Genomic DNA, 22,422 nt, shown 5'->3' with positions numbered 1-22,422 from the left:
GCACACGGCGCGCACACCCCGGCTCAGGCGGCCATCGGGCCGACACGGGAAGATCGAAGGGTGGCTGCTGTCCCGCTACGCGTGACGCTGCTCGGCACTGTGCAGGTGTCTCGCGGCGATGCCGTCCTGCCCGTCCCCGGCCCGCGGTTGCAAGCCTTGACCGCGCGGCTGGCGCTCGCCGGAGGGCGCACGGTCGAGCCCGCAGTCCTGGTCGATGCGATCTGGGCCGAGGACCCGCCCGCCGATCCCGCACACGCTCTGCAGGCCCTCGTCTCGCGGCTGCGCCGGATGCTCGGTTCGGCGGACGTCGTCGTACAGGCCGCTGGCGGCTATCGGCTGGACGTGGCTCCGGCGGACGTGGACGTGGTGCGGTTCGAACACCTCATCGCCGCTGGCCGGGACTATCTGCGCACCGGCGGTCTGTCGGCCGCCGCGGACGTGCTCGGCGAGGCCGTGGCGCTGTGGGGCGACCAGCCCCGCGCCGAGCCAGCGGCCGTCGCCGCGGTGTCGGTAGCCGCCGCGACCCGGCTCGCGCAGGTCTCCGTCGAAGCGGTGGCTGATCTCGCCGACGCCGAACTGTCGCTGGGCCGCGTCGAGGCGGCTGCCACCCGGCTGTCCGGCTTGCTCGCTGAGCACCCGGTCCACGAGCGGGCGGCAGCGCTGCTCATGGACGCGCTGGCCGCACGAGGCCGCCAAGCCGACGCGCTCGCTTGTTATGAACAGATCCGCGAGGCGTTGGCCGAGACCCTCGGCACCGACCCAGGCACCGCACTGCGAGAGCGGCATCTGCGCCTGCTGCGCAACCCGGTCGCGGCGGTTCCCGCGGGAAGCCCGGGCAACCTCCCGGCGGCGCTGACCAGCTTCGTCGGACGGGACGACGACCTCGCCCGGATCGGCGAACTGCTCGCCGCCGGCAGGCTGATCACCGTGCTCGGCCCCGGCGGAGCAGGCAAGACCCGGCTCGCGCTGGAAGCCGCCCGCCGTCACGAGTACCCGGGCGGCGCCTGGCTGATCGACCTCGCTTCGGTCTCCGAACCGGCCGAGGTCGGCGCGGCCGTGCTGGCCGGGATCAGGATGCGCGGCGGCGCGCTGTTCGAGGCGAGGACGCGGGTCGAGGGTGCCGAGCTGGACGTGCTCGCGGACCAGCTCGGCGGCCGGGAACGGTTGCTGCTGATGGACAATTGCGAGCATCTCGTCGTCGCCGTGGCCCAGCTGGTGGAGGCGCTGCTGTCCCGGTGCGCCGGGCTTCGGGTGCTGGCCACCAGCCGTGAACCGCTGGCCGTCGACGGCGAAGCGCTGGTGCCGCTCGGCCCACTCGCCCTGCCCGAGCCGGACGCGGAGGTCGAACCGGCCCGGCGGACCGCGGCGGTGCGCCTGTTCGCCGAGCGGGCCGCGGCCGTGCGTCCCGGTTTCGTGGTGGAGCAGACGAATCTCGCCGACGTCACGACGGTGGTCCGCGGCCTGGACGGCTTGCCACTGGCGTTGGAACTGGCCGCGGCCCGCCTGCGCACGCTTGCCCTGCCAGACCTGGCGGCCGGTCTGTCCGACCGGTTCCGGCTGCTCGCCACCGGCAGCCGGACCGCCTTCCCTCGGCACCGCACGCTGCGCGCGGTCATCGCGTGGAGCTGGGAGCTGCTCAGCCCGGACGAGCGCACGGTCGCGGAACGAATCTCGGTCTTGCCCGGCGGAGTCACCCGGGACTCGGCCGCCGCGGTCTGCGCGGACGCCGCGGTGCCGCCCGGTGAGATCCCGTATCTGCTCGCGGACCTGGTCGACCGGTCGCTGCTGCGGCTCGTCCCGGACACCGGCCGGTACCGGATGCTGGAGACGATCCGCGAATACGGGCTGGAAAGCCTTGCCGCACAAGAACTCCGGACCAGCGTGCGGGACCTCGCCGCCGGGTACTTCGCAGGTCTGGTCGCCCAAAACGACCCGCTGCTGCGCGGCCCTCGGCAGCTGGACGCGCTGCGGGTGCTCCGCGCCGAGTACGACAACGTGCTCGCCGCCCTGCGCCACCTCTGCGACACCGGCGACGCCGACGGCGCGATCGGGCTCGCGGTGAACCTGACCTGGTACTGGCAGATGCTCGGCAGCCACACCGACGCGGTTCATTGGCTCGGCGAGGCGGTTTCGACGCCGGGCGCGCAGCCGAGCGTGCTGCGCGCCGTCGCCGAGCAGGTGCTGCTGATCAACCGGTTCGCCGCCTATGCCCCGCCCGCCGACTGGCGCGAGCACCTGCGGGCGCTCGCCGACCGGCCGGAGCTGCCGTCCTTCGCCGGCGCGCTGGTCGCGCTCCGGCTGGCCACCATCCCGGAGACGAGCGCGTCGCCGGAGACCGTTCAGCGGTTCATCGACGGACCGGACGAATGGCTATCCGGGCTGGCGTCCCTGTTCCGGGCTCAGTTCGCGGAGAACGCGGGTCACTTCGACCAGGTCCGCGGCGACGTCGCCGCCGCGCTGGAGATCTTCGGCCGGGCCGGCGACCGCTGGGGTCTCGCCACCGCACTGCCGCTGCGCGCGCTGCTGCGGCAGTACGACGGCGATCTCGGCGGCGGGCTGGCCGATCTGGCCCAGGCCAGGACGCTGGCCCGCGAGTTCGGCTCGCTCAGCGTCAGCGACGAGGTCTTCCTCAACCTGCGTTCGATCGACCTGCACGTCCGGCGCGGCGAAACCGCGCGGGCGGCCGGGATGATCGCCGCCAACCGGGAGCGCGTGTCCTCTCCCGAACTCGGGATCCTGACCGACGCGCTGGAAGCTGGCCTGTGGGTGCGGATCGGCGATCTGGACCGGGCCCGCGAGCTGCTCGATTCGGTCGAGGCCGGGCTGTCGGAACACCCGCAGTCCGGCGGCGGCCACAATCAGGCCCTGATCTCCGTGGCGCGCGGTGCGCTCTGCCTCGAGACCGGCGACGGACCAGGGGCCGAAGCGGCGCTGAGCCGGGCGTACCTCGCCGCGGTGGACAGCTCGGACATGCCGATCCTGGCGATGGTGGCAGTGGCTGTAGCCGGTGTCGCCGCGCTGTACGGGCGCTACCGAGACGCGGCCGCCCTGCTCGGCGCGGCGGCCAGGCTGCGCGGTGCGCACGACCGGACCGATCTGCAGATCCGCGCGCTGAGCGCCCGCTCCCGCACCGAACTTGGCGACGAGGGTTTCGCTGCCGCCTACGAGCGCGGCTGGCAGTTGACCGTTCCGTCGGCCCTGCTCTCGGTGCGGGTCAGGCTTTTCGGCGAAACACCGGCTTGACCGGACGCCCGCCCAGCCACGGCGACGGATCCCCGGCCTCCAGCGCTTTCCGGTACGCCACGCAGGCCGACGCGACCACTTCCACGGTCCGGTCGATGTCCTGCTCCGTCATCGCCGCACTGACCACAAAGGACGGAGCCAGTACCCCGTTCTCCAGCAAGCGCCGCATGAACAACGTCCGGTACTCCTGCGACGGAGCGCCATCCCCATCGAGGGTCGCGAACACCAGATTGCTGTCCCGCCCCCGCACCAGCACCCGCTCGCTGACCCCGTGCGCAGCCGCTGCCTCGCTCACCCCGGCAGCCAGCCGCGCCCCGAGCGCGTGCAGCCGAGCCGTCACGTCCTCCGCCGCGTAGACCTCGATTACCGCCATAGCGGCGGCCAGTGCGGGGGTCTCCGCGCCGTGCGTCGTCGACAGCAGGAACACCCGGTCCCGCGAATCGCGTAGGCCGCCCAGCTCCATCAAGTCCCGTCGGCCGGCCAACGCCGCGACCGCGAAGCCGTTGCCGAGCGCTTTGCCGAACGTCGAGAGATCCGGCGTTACGCCGTACAGTCCCTGTGCACCGTGCTCGGAGTAGCGGAACCCGGTGATCATCTCATCGAAGATCACCAGCGCGCCGTGCTGATGCGCGAGTTCGAGCAGCCCGGCGAGGTAGCCCTCGGGCGGGTCCACGCCCTTGGTGGGTTCCAGGATCAGGCACGCCACCTGCCCGTGGAACTGCCGCAGCATCTGCTCGGCCGCCGGGAGGTCGCCGTACGGGAACGGCACCGTCATCGCCATCGTCGCGGCGGGAACTCCGGAGCACATCGGGGTGGTGCCGATGAACCAGTCGTCGGTGGAGAAGAACGCGTGGTCGGCGCATTGGGCGACCAGCGGCCGTCCGGTGGCGGCGCGGGCGAGCCGGACGGCGGCGGTCGTCGCGTCGGAGCCGTTCTTCGCGAACTTCACCATGTCCGCGGTCGGCACCGTCTCCAGGAACTGTTCCGCCGCTTCAAGCTCCACAATGGATGGACGAACGAAGTTGTTGCCCCGCTCCAGCACGTCGCGCACGGCCGAGGTCACCCGCGGATGCACGTGGCCGAGGCTGACCGCGCGCAGGCCGGAACCGTATTCGAGGTACTGGTTGCCGTCGACGTCCCAGACGTAGGCGCCGCGGCCGTGGGAGATGACCGGCGCGAGATTTTCCGGGTATTGGTCCTCGCCTTTGGCGTAGGTGTGCGCACCGCCGGGGATGGCGCGGTGCAGGCGTTCGTTCGCGATCCGGGAGAGGGGCAGGTCCATGACGGGTCACCTCAAGGCATCGGCCAGTGAAGGAGCCGACGCGTCGCGTTCGGACAGCAAAGCCGCGGGCAGCGGCCACGGGATGGCGAGCTCCGGGTCGTCGTGCGCGATGGCGACGTCCTCGGACGGGTCGTGCGCGCGGTCGATCCGGTACGACACGTCGGCGACCTCGCTCAGCGCCTGGAAACCGTGTGCACAGCCGGCCGGGACATAGATGCTCTCCTGGGTGTCGCCTGAGAGGCGAAACGTTTCCAGGGCACGGAAAGTCGGCGATCCCGGCCGCAGGTCGACCACGACGTCGAACACCTCTCCGTACGAACAACGCACCAGCTTCGCCTCGCCGGCCCCGGACCGCAGGTGCATCCCGCGCACGACGCCGCGTACCGAGCGGGACACGCTGTCTTGGGCGAACCCGTCCGGATCGATGCCGGCCGACCGTGCGACGCCGGCGTCGAAGGTCCGCGAGAAGAAGCCGCGATCGTCTCGGTGCGGTGTCGGCTGAAAGAGCCACACGCCGGAAATCGACGGCACGGGAACGGCTTTCACGACACCTCCGCGGGAATGAGTGTCCTCGACAACAGGGCGAACTGGTCTTTCAACTGCTGGTTGCGGGCTTCGTTGCGAGCGGCGAGTTCCGCCTTCAGCTCCGGAGCCCGCCGCTGCGATTCCTCGAACTGGCCGATCAGCCGCGGCACATCGATCGCGCGCGCCTCCTGGCAGAACTCGCCGAGCCCCATTTCGGCCATCAGCACGTCGTTCTTCTTCGCGTAGCCGATGGCGACCGTCGGCCGCCCGACCTTCAACGCGCACAACACATTGTGGTACCGGGTAGCCACGACCGTGCCCACTTCGGCCATCGCGCGCATCAGCTCGCCGAGCGTGCCGGGGACGGCCGCGGACAGCAGCGGCGAGTCGACCGTCTCGACGATCTCCTGCACCACCTCGCGGTCGATCCGGTCGCCGATGAAGAGCCGGACCGGACGCTCCTGGCCGACCAGATACCGCACGAACTCCGTCATCGCGTCCACGTACGCCCGGTAAATCTCCTCGCCGCGGGCACGGTCGTCGTTGCCGCCGTAATAAGCCATCACGCCGACGCCAACGGCACGCGGATCCTCCACCGCGGCGGGCGTCGGCAGGGCGAAGGCAAGATCGGGATACACACGGTCGTTCGTCACCCGTACACCCATGTCGGCCATCGCCGAGCGCGACAGCTCATCGCGGAAGGACCGGTACGTCGCGAGCTGCGTCGCGGATCGCACCAGCAACCGCGTCGCCGGCACCCGAATCCGGTCGGCGCCCACGCTGACCAGTGCGACCTTCGTCCGCCCCAGCCGCCCGCACAGCGAGAGCAGGAACAGCGCGTACGGAAATCCCCACGGTCGCAGCGGAAGCGTCGCCTCCAGCACACCCATGCCGGGAACGATCACCACGTTCTGCCGCCGGACCCACCACGCCGTCCGGAAGACGTCGATGACCTTCCCGAGAGCTTTCACCACGATCGACCGCAGCCCGGAAGCGGGCCGGTATTCGCCGCTGTACCAGTTCAGCCGCACCGCCGGGATCCCGTACCGCGCGCGAATAGTGTCCGACCCGCCGCAGAACGCGGACACCTTCGCGTACGGATGTTCGGCTCGCAGGAAGCCGAGCACCGCCTCCAGCGAACCGTCATTGCCGAGGTTGCCTGAACCGAGCAGTCCGAAGACGCCGACTCGAACAGTCACAGCACCCGCCGTTCGCGCCCCGCGACCACCCGGTCGACCGTGAGGTTGAGTTCGGCCGCGTGCACCGGAGCCCGGTCCTCGACGCGTTCCCCGCCGCCACCGGGCCGGGCCCGGCTGGCAAACCATTCGACCAGGGCGAGGTAGCAGGCGCGGCGTTCTCCCGACGACAGCGGCGCGGAGCGGATTCCGTGCACGAAACCCCAGACGTACTCGGCGAGCAGCCGCGCGGTCGGGTTCGTGACCGCGTTGCCGCGCTTCGGATCGAGATTCGCGCACCGGGAGCGTTTGCTCGGGTTCGCGCGTTCCGCCCGGTCTGGATGGTCACGGCGGAAGTACAGCAGCTCAGGCACTTGATAGAACGGCCCGTGCAGCGCCAGCTCGGCCACGTACGTGCGATCGGCGTGGTGGTAGCTGTCCATCGGAGTGACCCTGCGCAGCACCTCGGTGCGCAGCACGCCGTAGAAATCGTCTCCGCCGGGCTCGAACAGCAGGCTTCTGAACCGCACCGACGGCCGCGGCGCGTCAGTCTGGTGCCGGTAGTCCAGCGGCACTGTCACCGCGCCGTTCTCGTCGATGATCGCCTGGTGCGAATGCGCGAGGATCATCTCCGGCCGAGCGTCGAGCGCTTCAACGCACTTGGCCAGCAGCTCCCGGCCGTAGAGATCGTCGTGCGAGGCCCATTTGAACAGCTCGCCGCGCGCCTGGTCGAGCAGGATGTTGTGGTTCGGGGTCGCGCCGATGTTGCGCGGCTGGCGCAGATACCGGATCCGCGAGTCCTCCTGAGCGTACTTCCGGGCGATCTCTTCCGTGCCGTCCTGAGACGCGTTGTCGGAGATGATCAGTTCGAAGTCTTCGTAGGTCTGTCCGAGCAGCGCGTCGAGTGCTTCGCTGAGGAATTCCTCGCCGTTGTACACGGGCAGACCGATGGTCAGCCGGGGGACCGTGCTCATGCCGGTTTCATCTCCTCGGAGGCCGAATGGAGTTCTGCTTGGCTGAATGAACCTGACGCGGCGGGAAATTCGACGGCCGCCGCGAAGTGGTCGCGCAGCGCGCTGCGCAGCTGCCACCACCACACGGCCGAACCGGTCAGCGTGGCGGCCGCGACGCCCCACTCCGAACCGGCCGCGCCGCCGAGCACGGCCCCGATCAGGCCGAACACGACGTAGCACGCGGACGAGATCAGCTGCGACCGCAAGCTCCGCCGCGCCATCCCGAGCGCACGCAACCCGGCCGTCGCGCCGGTGGTGAAGCTCGCGCCGACGACCGCCATCGTGACCGCCGGGACCAGCGGCGACGAGCTGTCCCAGAGCGAACCGAGCACGAACCGGCCGGCGTCGTCGGGGATGAAGAACCACAGTCCGAGTCCCCAGATCAGGGCAGCTGCCGCCTGCGCGGCGCCGAGTACCACGCAGAAGTGCCACAGCCGATGCGGCGACTGCCGGAGCACCCGCGCCCCCTCGGCGACAGTGACGAGGGAAAGTCCCATGAGCAGCGCGAGAAACGGGCCGAGCAGCTGTTCCGCCCCGCGCACCGTGCCGACCGCGGCCAACCCGGAAATCGCGCCCAGCCCGTACGCCCGCAGCTGCGACGAACCGCTGTTGCTGACGTTCTCCACGAGATAGCGCACGCCTAGATCGCGATGGTCCCGCAGCCACTCGCGCACCCCGTCGAGCCGCGGCAGCACGCTCGTCTGCACCCAGCCGAACGCGGCCGCGACCCCGGCGGAACAGCCCCAGGCCAGCAGGAACGCGACCACGGTGTCGTAACGCGCGGCCAGCACCAGCGCCGGGAACAACGCGACGGCCTGGATTCCGTCGTTGAGGAACGCCTTGTGCCCAGTGCCCTGCGCGAAGAACCCGAACCGCCAGGCGTCCTGGACGAGCAGGAACGGCAGCACCACCCCGAGCGCCACGAACGCCCCGCCGAGCGCCCCGCCCACCAGGAGTCCAAAAAGGACGCTGACCGCACCGGAAGCGACGCCCACCACGAACGCCGTCCCGACGGCCTGGCCCACCGCGGCCCGCCAGCTCGCCCTGGCGACGCCGGAGAAGCGCACCATCAACGGGTCGGTGGCGAGGCCGCGGGAGATGTTGAGAAGGACGCCGTAGGTCACCCACGCGATGCTGAACAGGCCGAACGCCGTCGCGCCGAGCGAGCGCGCGACGTAAAGGCCGACCACGAAGTTGGTCAGGCTCGAAACGGCCTGGTCCCCGAGGCCCCAGCTGAGCCGTCCCGCCATCGCGCGGACGGCTCGCGAACGCAGGATCGACGGCATGGCCTCACTCCTTCAGCAGTCCGGCGGCCTGAAGGGCATCGGCCGCCGCGGCCACGGCACCGAAGGGCAGGTCCGCCCGTTCGGCGATGTCGAGGAGGCTGTGGTCGCCGTCGGAGAGGCTGAGCACCCACAGCATGGCCAGCTGCGCTTGTTTCGCGTCGCTGCGCCCGCCGAGCGAGTCGTACAGTCCGCGCTTGCCGAGCTGCGGTTCGCCGTACGGGCTGAGGTTCACGTAGCGCCGGTTGCGGTCCAGCACGGAAAGCGCCGTCCGCAGCGTGTCGAGGGTGTCGGCCATCGAATCCGGGTCGACGAAGGACGGGTTGTCCGCCGAAGTGTGGTACTCCGGGTAGCCCGCGTACGGCGTGCGGGTGAGCGAGCCGACGCCGAGGTTGAAACCGGGAGAGCAGAACTGGCGCTCGTCGTAGCCGTACGGCGAGAACTCGCGGATCTCGTGCGGTTTGTCCTTGAGGATGTGCGCGAAGACGCGGTCGATGTCGGCGTCCCCGCGTCGGCTGCGCTTGTAGGTCAGCGAACCCCGGTCTCCGGCACAGGCCAGCACGACGCCGTGCTTGACCTGCTCGATGCGCTCGGAATTGCGCGCCAGCCAGGTGATCGCGCCGATCGTGCCGGGCATGAACAGGAACCGGTAGGTGTAGTACGGCTTTTCTCCGGCCAGCGCGTGCGCGAGCGCGACGGCGACCGCGATGCCGGCGAGGTTGTCGTTGGCCAGCGACGGATGGCAGAGGTGGCACGAGACGAGCACCTCGTCGGACACCTCGCCCGGCACGACATGCTCGCCGTAGGTGAGGTGGCCGTCGGCGAGCGTCGAGTCGATTTTGACGTGGTAGTCGCCGTCCGGCAGCGTGTCGAGGACGTCTTGGGCGAGGCAAAAACCCCAGGTGGGGGAGTAGTAACTGGTGCGGTACGGGATCAGCGACGGCTGCTCGGGCAGCGTGTGCAGGTGCGTGCGCAGCTCGGTGAGGCTGACGACTCGGTCGACCGGGACGCTGTAGCCGACCACGTGCAGGTTTGACTTCCGGAAGTCGATCACCCGCCGTCCGGAGGAATCCGCGACGAAGGCGTCGCGGATGTTCCACTCCGGCGGCACGGTCCAGTCCAGCACCTCGGTGCCGCTGGGCACCTCGTACCGGTCGAGCGGGAGGTGCTCGCCGATGACGGCAAGGGTCTGCCGTACGCCGTCGCCGGTGATGCTCCGGCAGAACGGGTACAACCGTTCCACCAGAGCGTGCATTTCGGGCCCGGTGCGCATCAGGCGTGCCGCAGGGTGGCGTCGACGGCACCGGCGGCCCGCCGGTCGCTCAACCAGTTCAGCCGGGTGAAGCGGCGCTCGAACTGTTCTTGGGTGAGGCTGTTGCGGCGGTAGGCGTCGAACAGTTGCAGCGCACCGTCTTTCACGCCCCACTTGCAGTCGAACGCCGGGACCGCGTCGCGGAACCGGGAGAAATCGACCCGGTACGAACGCGGGTCGGCCCCGGCCTCGCCGGTGATCCGCAGCTTGGCGCCAGGCACCACCGCGACGACCTCTTCGGCGATTTCGGCGACCGTCACGTTATTGCGCTCGGTGCCGATGTTGAACGCTCTGTTGTGCACGGCTTCGCGCGGGGCTTCGAGAGCGGCGGTGAACGCGTGGGCGATGTCGTCGGCGTGCACCAGCGGCCGCCACGGTGTCCCGTCGGAAAGCACGAGGACCTCGCCGGACAGGTAGGCGTGGCCGACCAGGTTGTTCAGCACGATGTCGGCGCGCAGCCGCGGAGAGAAGCCGAACGCGGTGGCGTTGCGCAGGTACACCGGGGTGAAGTCGTCGTCGGCGAGGTCGGAAACCTCCGCTTCCACGCGGACCTTCGACTCCGCGTACGGCGTCACCGGCCGCAGGGGCGCGTCCTCGTCGACCAGGCCACCGCCGCCGGAAGCGCCGTAGACGGAGCAGGTCGAGGCATAGAGGAACCGCGAGACCCCGGCGTCCTTCGCGAGTCTCGCGAGCTTGACTGACGCGTGGTGGTTGATGTCGTAGGTCAGTTCGGGCGCGAGCGAGCCGAGCGGGTCGTTCGACAGCGCGGCGAGGTGGATCACGGCGTCGAAGCCCGGCAAGTGGGTGGCTTTCACGTCCCGCAGGTCGACGGCCAGCCCGACCGGATCGCGCGGGGCCGGGCCGAGCACACAAGCGGCGAACAGGCCCGAGTCGAGGCCGACGACCTCGTGTCCCGCCGCGGCGAGCACCGGAGCCATCACCGTGCCCAGGTATCCCGTGTGCCCCGTGAGCAGCACGCGCATGTCTTCAGCCCCTTAGGTCGATGACGAGTTTGTTCGTCTCGAACGCCTCGGCGTAGCGTTCTTGGCATTCGATTCCGCGAATCCGCGCGAGGCCGAGGAACGCCTCGCGGTCGTACCACGGCCGGTGCTGCTGCGAGCCGTAATGCTGGTGCAGCAGTTCGATCTTGCGCTGCATGACGTCGTCGGACATCGGCGAGTACGCGGGCAGCCGGCCGAGGTCCCCGTCCCATTTGACGATCTCGTAGCCCAGCGTCAGATGCCCGCGGAACACCGTCGGCACGAGCTGGGCGAGACCGCGGTGGTCCTGGTGCGCGTCGATGGTGCGGGGCGCGAACACGACGTCCGGATCGGTGCGGCGGCGGAGGTCCTCCAGTGCGTTCTTGGCTTCCTCCCAGTGCGAGGGGAGCCGGCCGTCCGGCAGCTTGAGCACGGTGACGTTCAGCTCGGCGCCCGGACAGAACGCGGCCAGCGCGGCGCGTTCCTCGGTCTCCCGGTCGGTGCCGCCGCCGGACAGCACCAGCGCGTCGACCTGAAGCCCGGGGCGCTGCCCGCAGATTTCCAGCAGCGTGCCGCCCGCCCCGATGGCGATGTCGTCGCAGTGCGCGCCGAGCACGACGATGCTCCTCACCTCGGCACCGAGGCGGATCACGAGTGCACCTTTTCGCGTTCCCACAACGCCCACGGCCGGTCGCCGTGCGTGTAAGCGGCGTCGAGTGCGTAGCGTTCCTTGACCGTGTCGGTCGGCTTCCAGAACCCGCGATAGGGGTAGGCGAGCAGCCGGCCGCGCTTGGCGAGTTCGCCGCAGCCGTCGGCGACCAGATCGCCGTTCTCCGGGATGTGGTCGAAAACCTCCTGCCGCAGCACGAAGTAGCCGCCGTTCTCCCACAGCGGGAGCTCGCTGACCGGTGTGATCGCGCCGATCCGGCCGCCCTCGTCCATCTCGACGCAGTGGAACGACGACTGCGGCGGCACGACGAGCATCGACGCGCCCGCGTCGCTGCTGGCGAACCGCTCGACGATGGTGTCCAGCGGCGCGTCGGTGAGGACGTCGGCGTAGTTGGCGAGGAACATCTCCTCGCCGTCGAGATAGTCGCGCACGCGGCGCAGCCGTTCGCCGATCGGCGACTCGATGCCGGTCTGCACGAAGGAGATCGTCCAGTCGGCGATGTCGGTGGACAGCAGTTCCGGTTTCCCGCCGCGCAGCACGAAATCGTTGGACGTCGTTTCCTCGTAGTGCAGGAAGAAGTCCTTGATGTGGTGCGCGCCGTAGCCAAGGCACAGCACGAACTCGGTGTGCCCGAAATGCGCGTAGTAGCGCATCACGTGCCAGATCAGCGGGCGCGGCCCGACCATCGCCATCGGCTTGGGCACGTCGGACGCCTCGCTGCTGCGCATCCGCATTCCGTAGCCGCCGCAGAACAGAACGACCTTCACTTCACTGCCACCTCGACGATTTCCAGGCGCGGAATCGGGAAGACGAGCTTGCCGCCCCACGCGCCGACGTAGGAAAGCTGCTCGGTCAGCTCGTCCCGCAGGTTCCAGGGCAGGACGAGCACGTAGTCCGGCCGGTCGGCCGCGATCCGGTCCGGCTCCACGACCGGGATCCGGGTGCCCGGCGTGAACCGGCCGTGCTTGTACGGATTGCGGTCCACCGTGTAGGCCAGCAGGTCCGGGCGGATGCCGCAGTGGTTGAGCAGCGTGTTGCCCTTGCCGGGCGCCCCGTACCCGACGACCGTTTTCCCGGCTTTGCGGGCGGCGAGGAGAAATTCGAGCAATTCGAGCCGGACGCGGGTGACCCGGTCGGCGAATTCGGTGTAGCCGGACAGCTCGTGCAGCCCGGCCGCCTTCTCCCGCGCCAGCACGTCGGTCATCCGCGCGCTCGGCTCCCCGGCGGCCGCCGCGGGCCGCGCCCAGAGCCGGATCGACCCGCCGTGCGTGGGCAGGAGTTCGACGTCGACCACGGTCAGCCCGCCGCCCGCCAGCGCCCGCCGCGCGGATTCGACAGTGTAGTACTGGAAATGCTCGTGGTAGATCGTGTCGTACTGGTTCTTCTCGATCAGCGTGAGCAGATGCTGCACCTCGATCGACACCCAGCCGTCGTTCGCGACCAGCGCGCGCAGCCCGTGGGTGAACCCGCGGATGTCCGGAATGTGGGCGTAGACGTTGTTCGCCACGACCAGGTCCGCCGAACCGTGTTCGGCGCGCACCTCCCGGCCGGTGTCCTCGGAGAGGAACGCGGTGTGCGTCGGCACCCCGGCCTCGCGGGCGGCTTGCCCGACGTTCACCGAAGGTTCCACGCCGAGACAACGGATTCCGCGCTCCACGACGTGCTTCAGGAGATATCCGTCGTTGCTGGCGACCTCGACGACGAAAGACCGGTCGGTCAGCCCGAGCCGTTCGACCGCGGCGTCGGTGAACCGTTTCGCATGCTCGACCCACGAGGTGGAAAAAGACGAGAAATAGGCGTAATCGGTGAAAGTATCGGCCGGGTCGAGCAACGGCGGGAGCTGCGCGAGCCAGCATTCCGTGCACACTTCGAGATGCAGAGGGAAAGTCGGTTCGGGTTCGGCCAGCTGCGCGGCGGTCAGGAACCGTTCGCACGGCGGGGTCGCGCCGAGGTCGACCACGCTGGCGGTTCTTTCCGAACCGCAGAGTCGACATGTGGTCATGTACCGGGCTCCTCCGACTCGTGTGCGCGATCTGCGTAGGGCAGGTCGATTCGCACCCGGCCGTCGTTACAGCACGCCGGGAACGTCGGCGGAGTCGATTCGGAACCGAGACAATGACAGCGGCGGAATGCCGCGAGGTGCTGCGGCGAACGGGTGGGCGGCCTGCACCGGATGGCGCAGCACCTCACCCGTTCGTCAGCGGATCACAGTTTTTCCGCCGCCGGGATCACTTCGGTGGCGAACCGTTCGAGCACCGTGGGATCCGGCACGCCGTGCGCCCAGCCGGTCGCGACGCTGAATCCGAGCTCCGACAGCCGGCCCAGTTCATCCAGCAGTTGCCCGGTTTTCTCGCCGTTTTCACCGGTGTCGAGCCGCAGCGAAGCGGTTTTCGTGATCTCGGCGTAGTCGCGGCCGGCGTCTTCGCAGTGCTGCTTCAGGACTTCCAGTTTGCGCGGGAGGTCCGCGTTGGGCAGCATATTGCAGATGTCGCCGTACTGCGCGACGAACCGCAGGGTCTTCTTCTCGCCGCTGCCCCCGATCATGATCGGCGGATGCGGCCGCTGGATCGGCTGCGGGCTGTTGAGCAACCGCTCACCGCTGACGTGCGTGCCGGCAAAGGGTTCGTCGCCATCGGCCCACATCTGGCGGACGTAGCGGAGCGCGTCTTCGAGTTGCTCGAACCGCTCCTTCATCGGCGGGAACCGGAACCCGAGTGCGCGGGATTCCTCCTCGTTCCAGCCCGCCCCGATGCCGAGGATCGCCCGCCCGCCGGACAGCACGTCGAGCGTCGTCGCCGCCTTCGCGAGCAGTCCGGGGTGCCGGTAAATGACGCCGGTGACGAGCGTGAGCAGCTTGACGCGCTCGGTGTGCGCGGCCAGGAAGCCGAGCGTGGTCCAGGCTTCCAGCATTTCGTGCTCGGGCGGGCCGTAGCTGGAAATCTGGAAGAAATGGTCCATCACCGACAGGTATTCGAACCCGGCCTCGTCCGCGGTACGGGCCACCCGCGCCAGGTCGGCGCCGAGCGCCGCCGGGCCGTTCGGCCAGGTCTGCTGAGCCAGGTGCAACCCGAGTTTCATGCCAACTCCTTAACCGCCGGAATGATGTCTTGCGCGAAAATCTCGATCCTGCTTCGGTCCGCGCCGCCGGGCATCGGGCCGATCACGGCGTGCACCCCGAGCCGGTGCAGCCGGTGCGCCTCGGCGAGAAATTCGCCGGTTTTCTCCCCGGACGGACCGATGTCCAGGTAGTGGTAAACGGTCTTGGCGATCTCGGCGTAGTCGCGGCCCTCGGTTTCGCAGTGCCGCTTGAGCACGCCGAGCTTCCGTTCGAGATCCGGGCCGTTGCCGATGTTGCAGAAGTCGCCGTACTTCGCGACCAGTCGCAGCGTCTTCTTCTCGCCGCCACCGCCGACCATGATCGGCGGCCGGTGCGGCGGCTGCGGACTGTTGAGCAGTCTTTCGGCGGTGAAATGCTTGCTGGCGAACGGTTTGTCGTCCTCGTCCCACATCTGCCGGACATACCGCAGGTTCTCCTCGAGTAGCTCGAACCGCTCCGAGGCGGACGGAAACGGAAACCCGAGACCGCGGGCTTCTTCCTCGTTCCAGCCGGCCCCGATGCCGAGCATCGCCCGCCCGCCGGACAGCACGTCGAGCGTGGTGACCGCCTTCGCGAGCAGTCCGGGATGCCGGTAAATCGCGCCAGTGACGTAGGTGAACAATTTCGCGCGCTGGGTGTGCGCGGCGAAGTAGCCGAGCGTCGTGTACGCCTCAAGCATCGCGCGGTCGCTCGGGCCGACGCTGGGAATCTGGAAGAAGTGGTCCATCACCGCGAGATACGCGAACCCGGCGTCGTCGGCCGCCCGCGCCGTCTCGGCCAGTTCCACACCGAGTGCGGCGGTCCCTCCCGGCACGGTGAAGTCGGGGACCTGGAGGCCAAGTTCCATACCCGACACCGTATACCTGGAGTAACTTCATGCGAGCAGTCAGAAATCGCGCACGACGTTGATCGTGCCGTGCAGCGGGTCGGTCACGTACACCGTGCGGGTGCGCTGATCCACCGCCACCGCACCCGGATTCACCCCGAGGCTCAGCTCGCCGGCAAGAGTTTCGGTTCGTCCGTCCACACGGGACAGTCCATTTTGCCCGCCGTTGGTGTACACGACATCGCTGCCCTGATGCACCGCGAGCGACGACGCCTCGCTGCGCAGCGGCACCGTCTTGACCGGTACCCGCGTCGATCCGTCCACAATAGACAAATGGTGGATCGCCGAATTCGCGACGAACACCGCCCCGCTCAGTTCATGGACACCGATCCCGGCCGGAGCAGCCCCCACCGGAACGCTCGCGGTGAACGCCCCGGCGTCAAGGTCGCAGATCTCGACCGAGTTCGTGCTCGGGCTGGTGCAGTAGGCGCGCCGCCTGCCGCGGTCGAGCGCGATCCCGGCGAGTCCCGGCTTCGGCGCGGGCAGCAGGTCCCGCTGAGTGAGACTGATGCTGTCCAGCACCGCGAACGTGCCGGTCTTGCCGCTCACCGCGTACACGAGGTCGGCCTGCGGATCGATCGCGAGCGCCGACGCGCCCGCCCCCGCGCTGACGCCGCTCAGGAACCGGTGCGTCTGGCTGTCGAACGCGAGCACCGTGCCGCCGGCCGGATTGGCGACGTAGATCCGGTCGGTGTCCACCGCCACATCGCTCGGTTCCCCGCCCACCGCGAGCGTCGCCACCACCCGCTCCGCGTCCGGATCGAGGACGACGACCATGCCGGACGCCTGGTCGGCCGCGTACACGAGCCCGGTGACCGGACTCACCGCGAGCGCCGAAAGTGCCCCGCCGACCTGCACGCTGGTGACCCGCCCGGCCGCTGCCGCGGTACTGCCGAGCAGCGCCGCCGCGCCCGCGCTGACCAGGCCGAACAGCCCTCGCCGGGACAACTGGGAACCTCGCATCGCTCACCTGCCCCGGTCGGTTGGGTTGCCCGCCGACCCTAACTCGGACAAGGATCGGGTGAAGGAACTTCGGGTCCCCCGATCGCGTTGTTTCCAGTGAGTAACCCACCTTGCGGCACCTGCCAGAGCGGACGGAGGCGAGCGCGCGTGCACAAGCACCACAACGGGCTGAAGACGGCGATGCTGCTCGGTCTGCTTTCGGCGATCATCGTCGGGATCAGCGGATTGTTCGGCCGTGGAGCCCTGGTGATCGGCCTGATCGTGGCGCTCGGGATGAACGCCTACGCCTATTTCAACTCCGAGAAAATGGCCCTGCGCGCGATGCACGCGCGGCCGGTGTCGGAGGTCGAGCAGCCCGCGATGTACCGGATCGTGCGAGAGCTGGCGACGTCCGCGCGGCAGCCGATGCCCTCGCTGTACGTGAGCCCCACCGCGGCGCCCAATGCCTTCGCGACCGGGCGCAACCCGCAGCACGCGGCTGTGTGCTGCACCACCGGGATCCTGGAGCTGCTCGACGAGCGCGAGTTGCGCGCGGTGCTCGGGCACGAGCTGTCGCATGTGTACAACCGCGACATCCTGATCTCATGCGTCGCCGGGGCGCTGGCGAGCGTGGTCAGCGTGCTGGCGAATATCGCGTTCTTCTTCGGCGGGAATGACCGCGAAGGCAACCCGTTCATGTCGCTGCTGCTGGTCCTGATCGGCCCGATCGCGGCCGGGGTGGTGAAGATGGCGGTGAGCCGGTCGCGGGAGTACCAGGCGGACGCTTCCGGGGCTGAGCTGACGGGGGATCCGCTGGCGTTGGCTTCGGCGTTGCGGAAGCTGGAGCGGGGGACGCGGGCCGCGCCGTTGGCTCCGGAGCCCGCGGTGGTGTCGCAGTCGCATTTGATGATCGCGAACCCGTTCCGGCCTGGGGCCGGGTTGAGCAAGATGTTCTCCACACATCCGCCGATTGAGGATCGGATCCGGCGGCTGGAGGAGATGGCTCGGGGCCGCTGACAGCGTTACTCCCACACCGCGGTAGCCGGATCCACCCCTTGCCCGATCGCGTTGGCGAAAATCACGTCCCGTAGCCAGCCCGCGAGCCCAGGCGCCAACGCGTCGTAGTACTCCGCGTACCCGGTCTCCTCCACGAACTTCCGCCCGAGACACACCTGCATCGAATGCGTGCAGTCGAAGTATCTCGACAACGTCGCCCGATGCCGCTCCGCGAGCGTGTTCGCCTCCGCCGACCCAGGCTCAACCCCCGCCCGCCGCGCCGCCGCCAGGTCCGCGTGGAGCGTCTCGTGCTCGGCAGCGGCCTCCTGCCAGTCCCGCGGGGTCAGTTCGGTGGTCCGCTCGCGGTACTCCGCCCACTGCTTGGTGCCGCCCCAGCGTTCCGCGGCCTCGTCGACCCACTCCGGATTCCACTCGGACCCGAAGATCCCGACCTGCTGCTCCGCCGTCAGCTGCATCCCGCCGCGGGTCGCCGCCGCCATGCGGTCCACTGCGGACACCATGTGCTCCAACCGCGCGATCCGGTCTCGCAGCTCGCGCCGTTGCCGGGTCAAATGCGCGTGCGCGTCGGCGGTCGGGTCGTCCAGAAGCCGCCCGATCTCCGACAACGGGAAGCCCAGCTCGCGGTAAACGAGCACCCGATGCAGCCGCGCGATGTCCTCGGCGGAGTACACCCGGTAGCCGGCCCTGGTACGCCCGCTCGGACGCACCAGGGCGACCGCGTCCCAGTGATGCAGGGTTTTGACACTCACGCCGACCAGTGTCGCCGTGCGTCCGACAGTGAGGCCGTCTTGCTCGGTCACGCCCTCAGTGTCGCAGCTCACGGCCGTGGCACGTCGATCCCCGCAGCACGCAACCGCTCCGCGACGGGTCCGTCCGGATCGATCGGCTCCGCCGCAGTCATCACGACTTTCGTGCCCTCCGGCGTGACGACCGTCAACTCCCGCGAGTTCCACGGCATCAACTCCGGCCCGCTGGTACAGCCCGGCGCGATTTCCGCACACCGCTTGGCGATTTCGTCGAGTTCGCCGAGCACACAGGAAAAACTGATACTGACCGCACTCGGAGCCGCCGGGGTCCCCGGCTTGAGCAGCACGTCCTGAAACGCCCAGCGCCGCAGGTGCACGACCTGGCCCGGCAAGGTGAACAGGTTGTCGAAGCCGAGCCCGCGAAGCCAGAAGTCAGCCGAAGCTTCGAGGTCGGCGGTGGGCACGTTCGGAAACATCGGCATCCCGTAAAAGCCGAGATAGTTGCCCGGCGACACCGCGTCGAAGGCGGGAGCCGGAACCGGGCCGCGAAATTCGTTCATGCGGGAGAGCCTGGAGCCTCCTGCCGCAGGAGGGTCAAGCCCGAGCCGGAAAGCCGCGGATACACGAGAACAGCCCCGTGACTGGATCACGGGGCTGTTCTGTGGTGTGGCAGGTGAGGGATTCGAACCCCCGAAGGCTGAGCCGTCTGATTTACAGTCAGATCCCTTTGGCCGCTTGGGTAACCTGCCATGGCCGGGCGAACCGGCCGGGAAGAAGGATACCCAACGGCCCGGACGGGCGGTCAACCGGGATCCCCCGGCGCTACGCTGGGGGTCCCTGACGAGCTGAGACAAGGTGTGAGGACACGTGGCGGATCCCTCTTTCGACGTGGTGAGCAAGGTCGACCGCCAGGAGGTGGACAACGCGCTCAACCAGGCCAGCAAGGAACTGGGCACGCGGTTCGACTTCCGCGGCACCGGAACCGGCATCAACTGGTCCGGCGAGGAAGCCATCGCGATCGAGTCGGAGACCGAAGAGCGCGCCCTCGCGGCGGTGGAGGTCTTCAAGGAGAAGCTGATCAAGCGGAACATCTCGCTGAAGGCCTTCGAGGCGGGCGAGCCCGCGATCTCCGGCAAGATTTACAAGATCAGCGGCAAGATCCTGCAGGGCATCGCGTCGGACAAGGCGAAACAGATCGCGAAGTTCATCCGCGACGAGGGCCCGAAGGGCGTCCAGGCCCAGATCCAGGGCGACCAGCTGCGGGTGTCGGGCAAGAAGAAGGACCAGCTGCAGGAGGTGATCTCGTTGCTGAAGGGCAAGGACTTCGAGATCGCTCTGCAGTTCACCAACTACCGCTGATACACCCTCGTTGACCTGCGGGTATCTACTTTCCGGTGCCCGTGGGTACAACCCGGGTACAACCCAGTGCGGAGTCGACCAGCGTCCGCGTCTGGTCCACCGCGTCCGGCCAGTAGCCGACGTAGGTGTTGAGCGTGACCGTCGGCGTGGTGTGACCCATGGCGAGCTGAACGGTCTTGACGTTCGCACCGCCGAAGATGAGCACGGTGGCGAAGTAGTGCCGTAGGTCGCGCAGGCCGAAGCCCTCGGGCAGGCCAGCGGCTTTCACGGCCGGACGCCAGATGTACGACCAGTCGGCCCGGTGGATCGGCCGGCCGTCGCCCCGGGTGAACACGAGGTCAGCGGGGCGCCGAATCGGCCGGCGAGGGTCGGTCTCGTCGTCGATCTCCTCCGGCATCGACCGGAAGGTCTCCAGGTGCCCCCGAAGGCTGTCCGCGACCAGCGTGGGCAGCTCGTTCGTCCGGCGGCTGTTCTTGGTCTTGGGCGGTGCCAGGTAGGGCGTGCGCCCCGCGACGACCGTCAATTGGTGCCGCACGTGGACTTCGCGGGTCTCGAAGTCGATCGAGTCCCGCTCGAGACCGAAGATCTCGCCACCGCGCCAGCCGCACCCTGCAGCGAGGTAGACGATCGGCCGGTACCGCTCGGGTAGAGCGTCGTGCAGCGCGTGCACCTCTTCTGGACGCGCGATGTAGTACTTCGCGTCGTCGATCTCCGGAAGGCGGACGCCGACGCACGGGGTCGTCCCGATGCGCTTGTCTGCCACAGCCGCGTTGAACAGCGGCACGAGCGTTCCGAAGTACACGACCGCGAGCGTGCTCGGGGCGAGCTTGGTGGATCGATCCTTGACCCAGCCACGAATGTGCGAACTGCGGATCTGCGCGATCGGCAGGTGCCCGAGCACCGGCACGACGTGACGCCGGATGACCCGCTCGGTCCGCTCCGCGGTGCTGGGCCGGTGCAGCAACGTGCTCCGCCACTGCTCCGCGAAGTCCGCGAGGGTCAGCTTTCCGGCGCGCGGGTCGACGTACAGGCCGCGCGAGATGTCGGCCTGAATGTTGGCGTCGTGCCGGTCAGCGTCCGCACGGCGCTCGAACAGCTCGGTCCGAGGCTGGCCGGTGTCCGGGTCGTCCCAGCGGACGCGCCAGCGCTTCCCACGGCCGTGGCGCTTGGACCGCAGCCGCTCCCCCGTTTCCGCATCGCGTTTGCGCAGATACCAGAGGTCGTCAACGGCCATGATCGGCTCCGTCGTCCTGCCCGTCGAGCTTGCGGTGGGCGAGGTGGAGCTCCGAGAAGACAGCGGCGAGGCGCCGTTCTGCCTCGTTGTGGTAACCGATGCCCGTCATGGCCCAGTCGTTGACGGCGTGCAGGGCCACGGCGTCGGCGATGCCAAGCGCTTCGCGTTCCTGGTCGAGGCGGTACTCGGTGCGGGTCCGCCGGATCTGCCCGAACGTGGTCGAGTAGCGGCGCGACTTGGTCAGGAAGTGGCCACGGAACCCGAGCATGTGCGCCCACTTCCGCAGATTGAGGTCCTTGAACTCCTCCATCCCGCCAAGACGCCAAGCGGTGCGCATGAGCTGCTTGTGGTGCTCGCTGATCGCGAGTTGCTCGATGTGCTCGGCCGACCGGATGCGGAAGTCGCTGCCTTCGGTAAGGCGAGTGCCCTTGGTCGCGTACTTGGCGACGTAGCCCGCGACGCGCTGGTCACGCCAGCCGGCCGAATCGTCCCGCGACGCGGCGATCGTCTCGACGTCGACCTGATCGCCCCAGGTCAGGTCACGCACACCGGTTGCAGCTGACTCGGGGCTGTAGACCACGACTGAGGCCGCCGCGTCCTGAATGACGGCGGTCAGCAGCGCGTCCGTGACCTCGGCGGGCGGGGGCGGCCCGGCCGGACCGTCCGCACCGTCGATGCGGACGACAGCGTGGAAGTGGATCAGGCCGCGCCGCTGGTACTCCGCCACCTTCGCGTACGACAGGCGCATGACCTCGCGCAGCTCCGTTGGACGCAACCCAAGGGCGCGTGCGAGCTTGCGGTTCACGGCGATGGTGAACCGACGCCACAGCTCCCCCGCGTGCGCCTGCCAGAGCACCGAGCCCACATAGTCGTAGGTCGTGGGGTCCAGCGGCGTACCCAAGGCGTCGTCGTACTGGGAATGCAGGACACCACAGGAGCAGCGGCGAAACGCGCCACCTCGGAACGGTCGTGAGTGGACCTTCCCGAACGAGGGCGCGGTCAGGGTCGCGAACACCCGCAGGTGACCACCCACCGTCTCCGGCACACCCTTGCCGCCGGACAGACCGGCCCGGATCAGGTGGAAGGTGTCGTGCGCGTAGTGCGCTGAGCAGGACTCACACACGGAGGCGCGCCGGTTCTTGCACGGCACAAAGACGCTGCCGGAGAATTCCGAGACGACAGTGCCTGCACCGTCGACCAACGTGGACGACCCGGACATGCGCACCGGCTTCACGCACCCGCGAGCTGCCCGAACCTTCCCCGCCCAGGTGTCGAAGTCACCGCGAGCGAGCACGTGCGCCAACGCCGGGTCGAGGTCCCCGAATTCGGTGTACGCGGACACCAGCTCACGGAAGCCCATCGGAGCAGCGCCCATCAGGCAGCCACCCCCGATCGAGCGGAGCCGGGCCAACCGACCGAGGTCGGAAGCGCACGCCAGTTGACCTCGCGCGGGACTCGGTGCCAACCGTCGAAGAACGGCAGCTCCAGCACTTCTCCACGCTCGACCAGGCGGTTCCAGCGGTCCGGCTGGACACCCATGTTCAGCACCAGGTCCATGACCCAGTCGGGCAGCTCAGCGAACCGTTCCTGGCAGTACGGGACGCCGCTGCCCGGGTCGAGGTCGGACAAGCGGACACGTTCTCCGAGCCGTCGAGAAG

General features: G+C 69.0%; 21 protein-coding genes and 1 tRNA gene. 3 read left to right on the top strand and 19 right to left on the bottom strand.

Going from position 1 to position 22,422, the window contains the following annotated elements; translation table 11 throughout:
- Positions 1 to 60: 60 nt before the first annotated feature.
- Entirely contained in the window at positions 61 to 3,243 is a 3,183-nt protein-coding gene (locus tag BM362_RS00910; RefSeq protein ID WP_093571901.1) for an AfsR/SARP family transcriptional regulator, read from the top strand.
- Here BM362_RS00910 and BM362_RS00905 read toward each other — a convergent pair.
- From BM362_RS00905 to BM362_RS00845, 13 genes are all read right to left on the bottom strand, one after another.
- Positions 3,215 to 4,525 carry a glutamate-1-semialdehyde 2,1-aminomutase gene (locus tag BM362_RS00905; protein WP_093571900.1) on the bottom strand — a complete coding sequence of 437 codons (1,311 nt, stop codon included), beginning with the start codon at positions 4,523 to 4,525 and terminating at the stop codon, positions 3,215 to 3,217. The genes BM362_RS00910 and BM362_RS00905 overlap by 29 nt on opposite strands.
- A gap of 6 nt (positions 4,526 to 4,531) precedes the next feature.
- On the bottom strand, positions 4,532 to 5,071 hold the full coding sequence (locus BM362_RS00900; protein WP_067590260.1) for a dTDP-4-dehydrorhamnose 3,5-epimerase family protein: 540 nt from the start codon (positions 5,069 to 5,071) through the stop codon (positions 4,532 to 4,534).
- The gene (locus tag BM362_RS00895) at positions 5,068 to 6,249 is read right to left on the bottom strand and encodes a polysaccharide pyruvyl transferase family protein (RefSeq protein WP_093571899.1); all 1,182 of its coding nucleotides are present in this window, start codon (positions 6,247 to 6,249) and stop codon (positions 5,068 to 5,070) included. Before BM362_RS00895 ends, BM362_RS00900 begins: the two co-directional genes overlap by 4 nt.
- Positions 6,246 to 7,199, bottom strand: a complete 954-nt coding sequence (locus BM362_RS00890) for a glycosyltransferase family 2 protein (protein WP_093571898.1) — start codon at positions 7,197 to 7,199, stop codon at positions 6,246 to 6,248. The genes BM362_RS00895 and BM362_RS00890 overlap by 4 nt, the downstream gene beginning before the upstream one ends.
- A complete protein-coding gene (locus BM362_RS00885) occupies positions 7,196 to 8,524 on the bottom strand; it encodes an MATE family efflux transporter (protein ID WP_244287006.1) in 1,329 nt (442 codons plus the stop codon). The genes BM362_RS00890 and BM362_RS00885 overlap by 4 nt, the downstream gene beginning before the upstream one ends.
- A gap of 4 nt (positions 8,525 to 8,528) precedes the next feature.
- Positions 8,529 to 9,794 carry a DUF4910 domain-containing protein gene (locus BM362_RS00880; RefSeq protein ID WP_093571897.1) on the bottom strand — a complete coding sequence of 422 codons (1,266 nt, stop codon included), beginning with the start codon at positions 9,792 to 9,794 and terminating at the stop codon, positions 8,529 to 8,531.
- Positions 9,794 to 10,816 (bottom strand): NAD-dependent epimerase/dehydratase family protein, encoded by a 1,023-nt coding sequence (locus tag BM362_RS00875; protein ID WP_067590272.1) that lies wholly within the window; start codon positions 10,814 to 10,816, stop codon positions 9,794 to 9,796. The genes BM362_RS00880 and BM362_RS00875 overlap by 1 nt, the downstream gene beginning before the upstream one ends.
- Before the next feature lie 4 nt (positions 10,817 to 10,820).
- Entirely contained in the window at positions 10,821 to 11,465 is a 645-nt protein-coding gene (locus tag BM362_RS00870; protein ID WP_093571896.1) for a PIG-L deacetylase family protein, read from the bottom strand.
- Positions 11,462 to 12,250 carry a sugar phosphate nucleotidyltransferase gene (locus BM362_RS00865; protein ID WP_067590278.1) on the bottom strand — a complete coding sequence of 263 codons (789 nt, stop codon included), beginning with the start codon at positions 12,248 to 12,250 and terminating at the stop codon, positions 11,462 to 11,464. Before BM362_RS00865 ends, BM362_RS00870 begins: the two co-directional genes overlap by 4 nt.
- Positions 12,247 to 13,485 (bottom strand): class I SAM-dependent methyltransferase, encoded by a 1,239-nt coding sequence (locus BM362_RS00860; protein ID WP_093571895.1) that lies wholly within the window; start codon positions 13,483 to 13,485, stop codon positions 12,247 to 12,249. Before BM362_RS00860 ends, BM362_RS00865 begins: the two co-directional genes overlap by 4 nt.
- Before the next feature lie 203 nt (positions 13,486 to 13,688).
- Complete coding sequence (locus tag BM362_RS00855) at positions 13,689 to 14,561, bottom strand: LLM class F420-dependent oxidoreductase (protein WP_093571894.1); 873 nt, start codon at positions 14,559 to 14,561, stop codon at positions 13,689 to 13,691.
- Positions 14,558 to 15,427 carry an LLM class F420-dependent oxidoreductase gene (locus BM362_RS00850; protein ID WP_067590287.1) on the bottom strand — a complete coding sequence of 290 codons (870 nt, stop codon included), beginning with the start codon at positions 15,425 to 15,427 and terminating at the stop codon, positions 14,558 to 14,560. The genes BM362_RS00855 and BM362_RS00850 overlap by 4 nt, the downstream gene beginning before the upstream one ends.
- 39 nt (positions 15,428 to 15,466) lie before the next feature.
- Positions 15,467 to 16,429: a YncE family protein gene (locus BM362_RS00845; protein WP_093571893.1), complete on the bottom strand. Its 963-nt coding sequence runs from the start codon at positions 16,427 to 16,429 to the stop codon at positions 15,467 to 15,469.
- A gap of 147 nt (positions 16,430 to 16,576) precedes the next feature.
- Here BM362_RS00845 and htpX point away from each other — a divergent pair, with 147 nt between their 5' ends.
- The gene (htpX, locus tag BM362_RS00840) at positions 16,577 to 17,425 is read left to right on the top strand and encodes a zinc metalloprotease HtpX (protein WP_037816322.1); all 849 of its coding nucleotides are present in this window, start codon (positions 16,577 to 16,579) and stop codon (positions 17,423 to 17,425) included.
- Between the two features lie 5 nt (positions 17,426 to 17,430).
- Here the strand turns inward: htpX and BM362_RS00835 are convergent, their stop codons facing one another.
- From BM362_RS00835 to BM362_RS00825, 3 genes are all read right to left on the bottom strand, one after another.
- A complete protein-coding gene (locus BM362_RS00835) occupies positions 17,431 to 18,225 on the bottom strand; it encodes a MerR family transcriptional regulator (RefSeq protein WP_093572680.1) in 795 nt (264 codons plus the stop codon).
- Positions 18,226 to 18,242: 17 nt separating this feature from the next.
- Positions 18,243 to 18,731 (bottom strand): VOC family protein, encoded by a 489-nt coding sequence (locus BM362_RS00830; RefSeq protein ID WP_067590293.1) that lies wholly within the window; start codon positions 18,729 to 18,731, stop codon positions 18,243 to 18,245.
- Between the two features lie 107 nt (positions 18,732 to 18,838).
- Positions 18,839 to 18,920: transfer RNA gene (locus BM362_RS00825), tRNA-Tyr, on the bottom strand.
- A 118-nt stretch (positions 18,921 to 19,038) separates the two neighbouring features.
- On the opposite strand from BM362_RS00825, the gene BM362_RS00820 reads away from it, so the two are divergent.
- Positions 19,039 to 19,530: a YajQ family cyclic di-GMP-binding protein gene (locus tag BM362_RS00820; protein ID WP_067590297.1), complete on the top strand. Its 492-nt coding sequence runs from the start codon at positions 19,039 to 19,041 to the stop codon at positions 19,528 to 19,530.
- A gap of 25 nt (positions 19,531 to 19,555) precedes the next feature.
- Here BM362_RS00820 and BM362_RS00815 read toward each other — a convergent pair whose 3' ends face one another.
- The 3 genes from BM362_RS00815 to BM362_RS00805 are packed head-to-tail and all read right to left on the bottom strand — an operon-like array spanning position 19,556 to position 22,393.
- Positions 19,556 to 20,764, bottom strand: coding sequence for a tyrosine-type recombinase/integrase (locus BM362_RS00815; RefSeq protein ID WP_093571892.1), 1,209 nt, complete (start codon positions 20,762 to 20,764; stop codon positions 19,556 to 19,558).
- Positions 20,754 to 22,139, bottom strand: coding sequence for a replication initiator (locus BM362_RS00810; protein WP_093571891.1), 1,386 nt, complete (start codon positions 22,137 to 22,139; stop codon positions 20,754 to 20,756). The genes BM362_RS00815 and BM362_RS00810 overlap by 11 nt, the downstream gene beginning before the upstream one ends.
- Entirely contained in the window at positions 22,139 to 22,393 is a 255-nt protein-coding gene (locus BM362_RS00805) for a hypothetical protein (RefSeq protein ID WP_093571890.1), read from the bottom strand. Before BM362_RS00805 ends, BM362_RS00810 begins: the two co-directional genes overlap by 1 nt.
- Between the last annotated feature and the right edge of the window lie 29 nt (positions 22,394 to 22,422).

It is taken from the genome of Amycolatopsis rubida (genome assembly GCF_900115345.1).
GTDB classification, from domain to species: domain Bacteria; phylum Actinomycetota; class Actinomycetes; order Mycobacteriales; family Pseudonocardiaceae; genus Amycolatopsis; species Amycolatopsis rubida.
The sequence above is the reverse complement of the archived record's forward strand: the minus strand, read 5'-3'. Positions and strand labels throughout refer to the sequence as shown.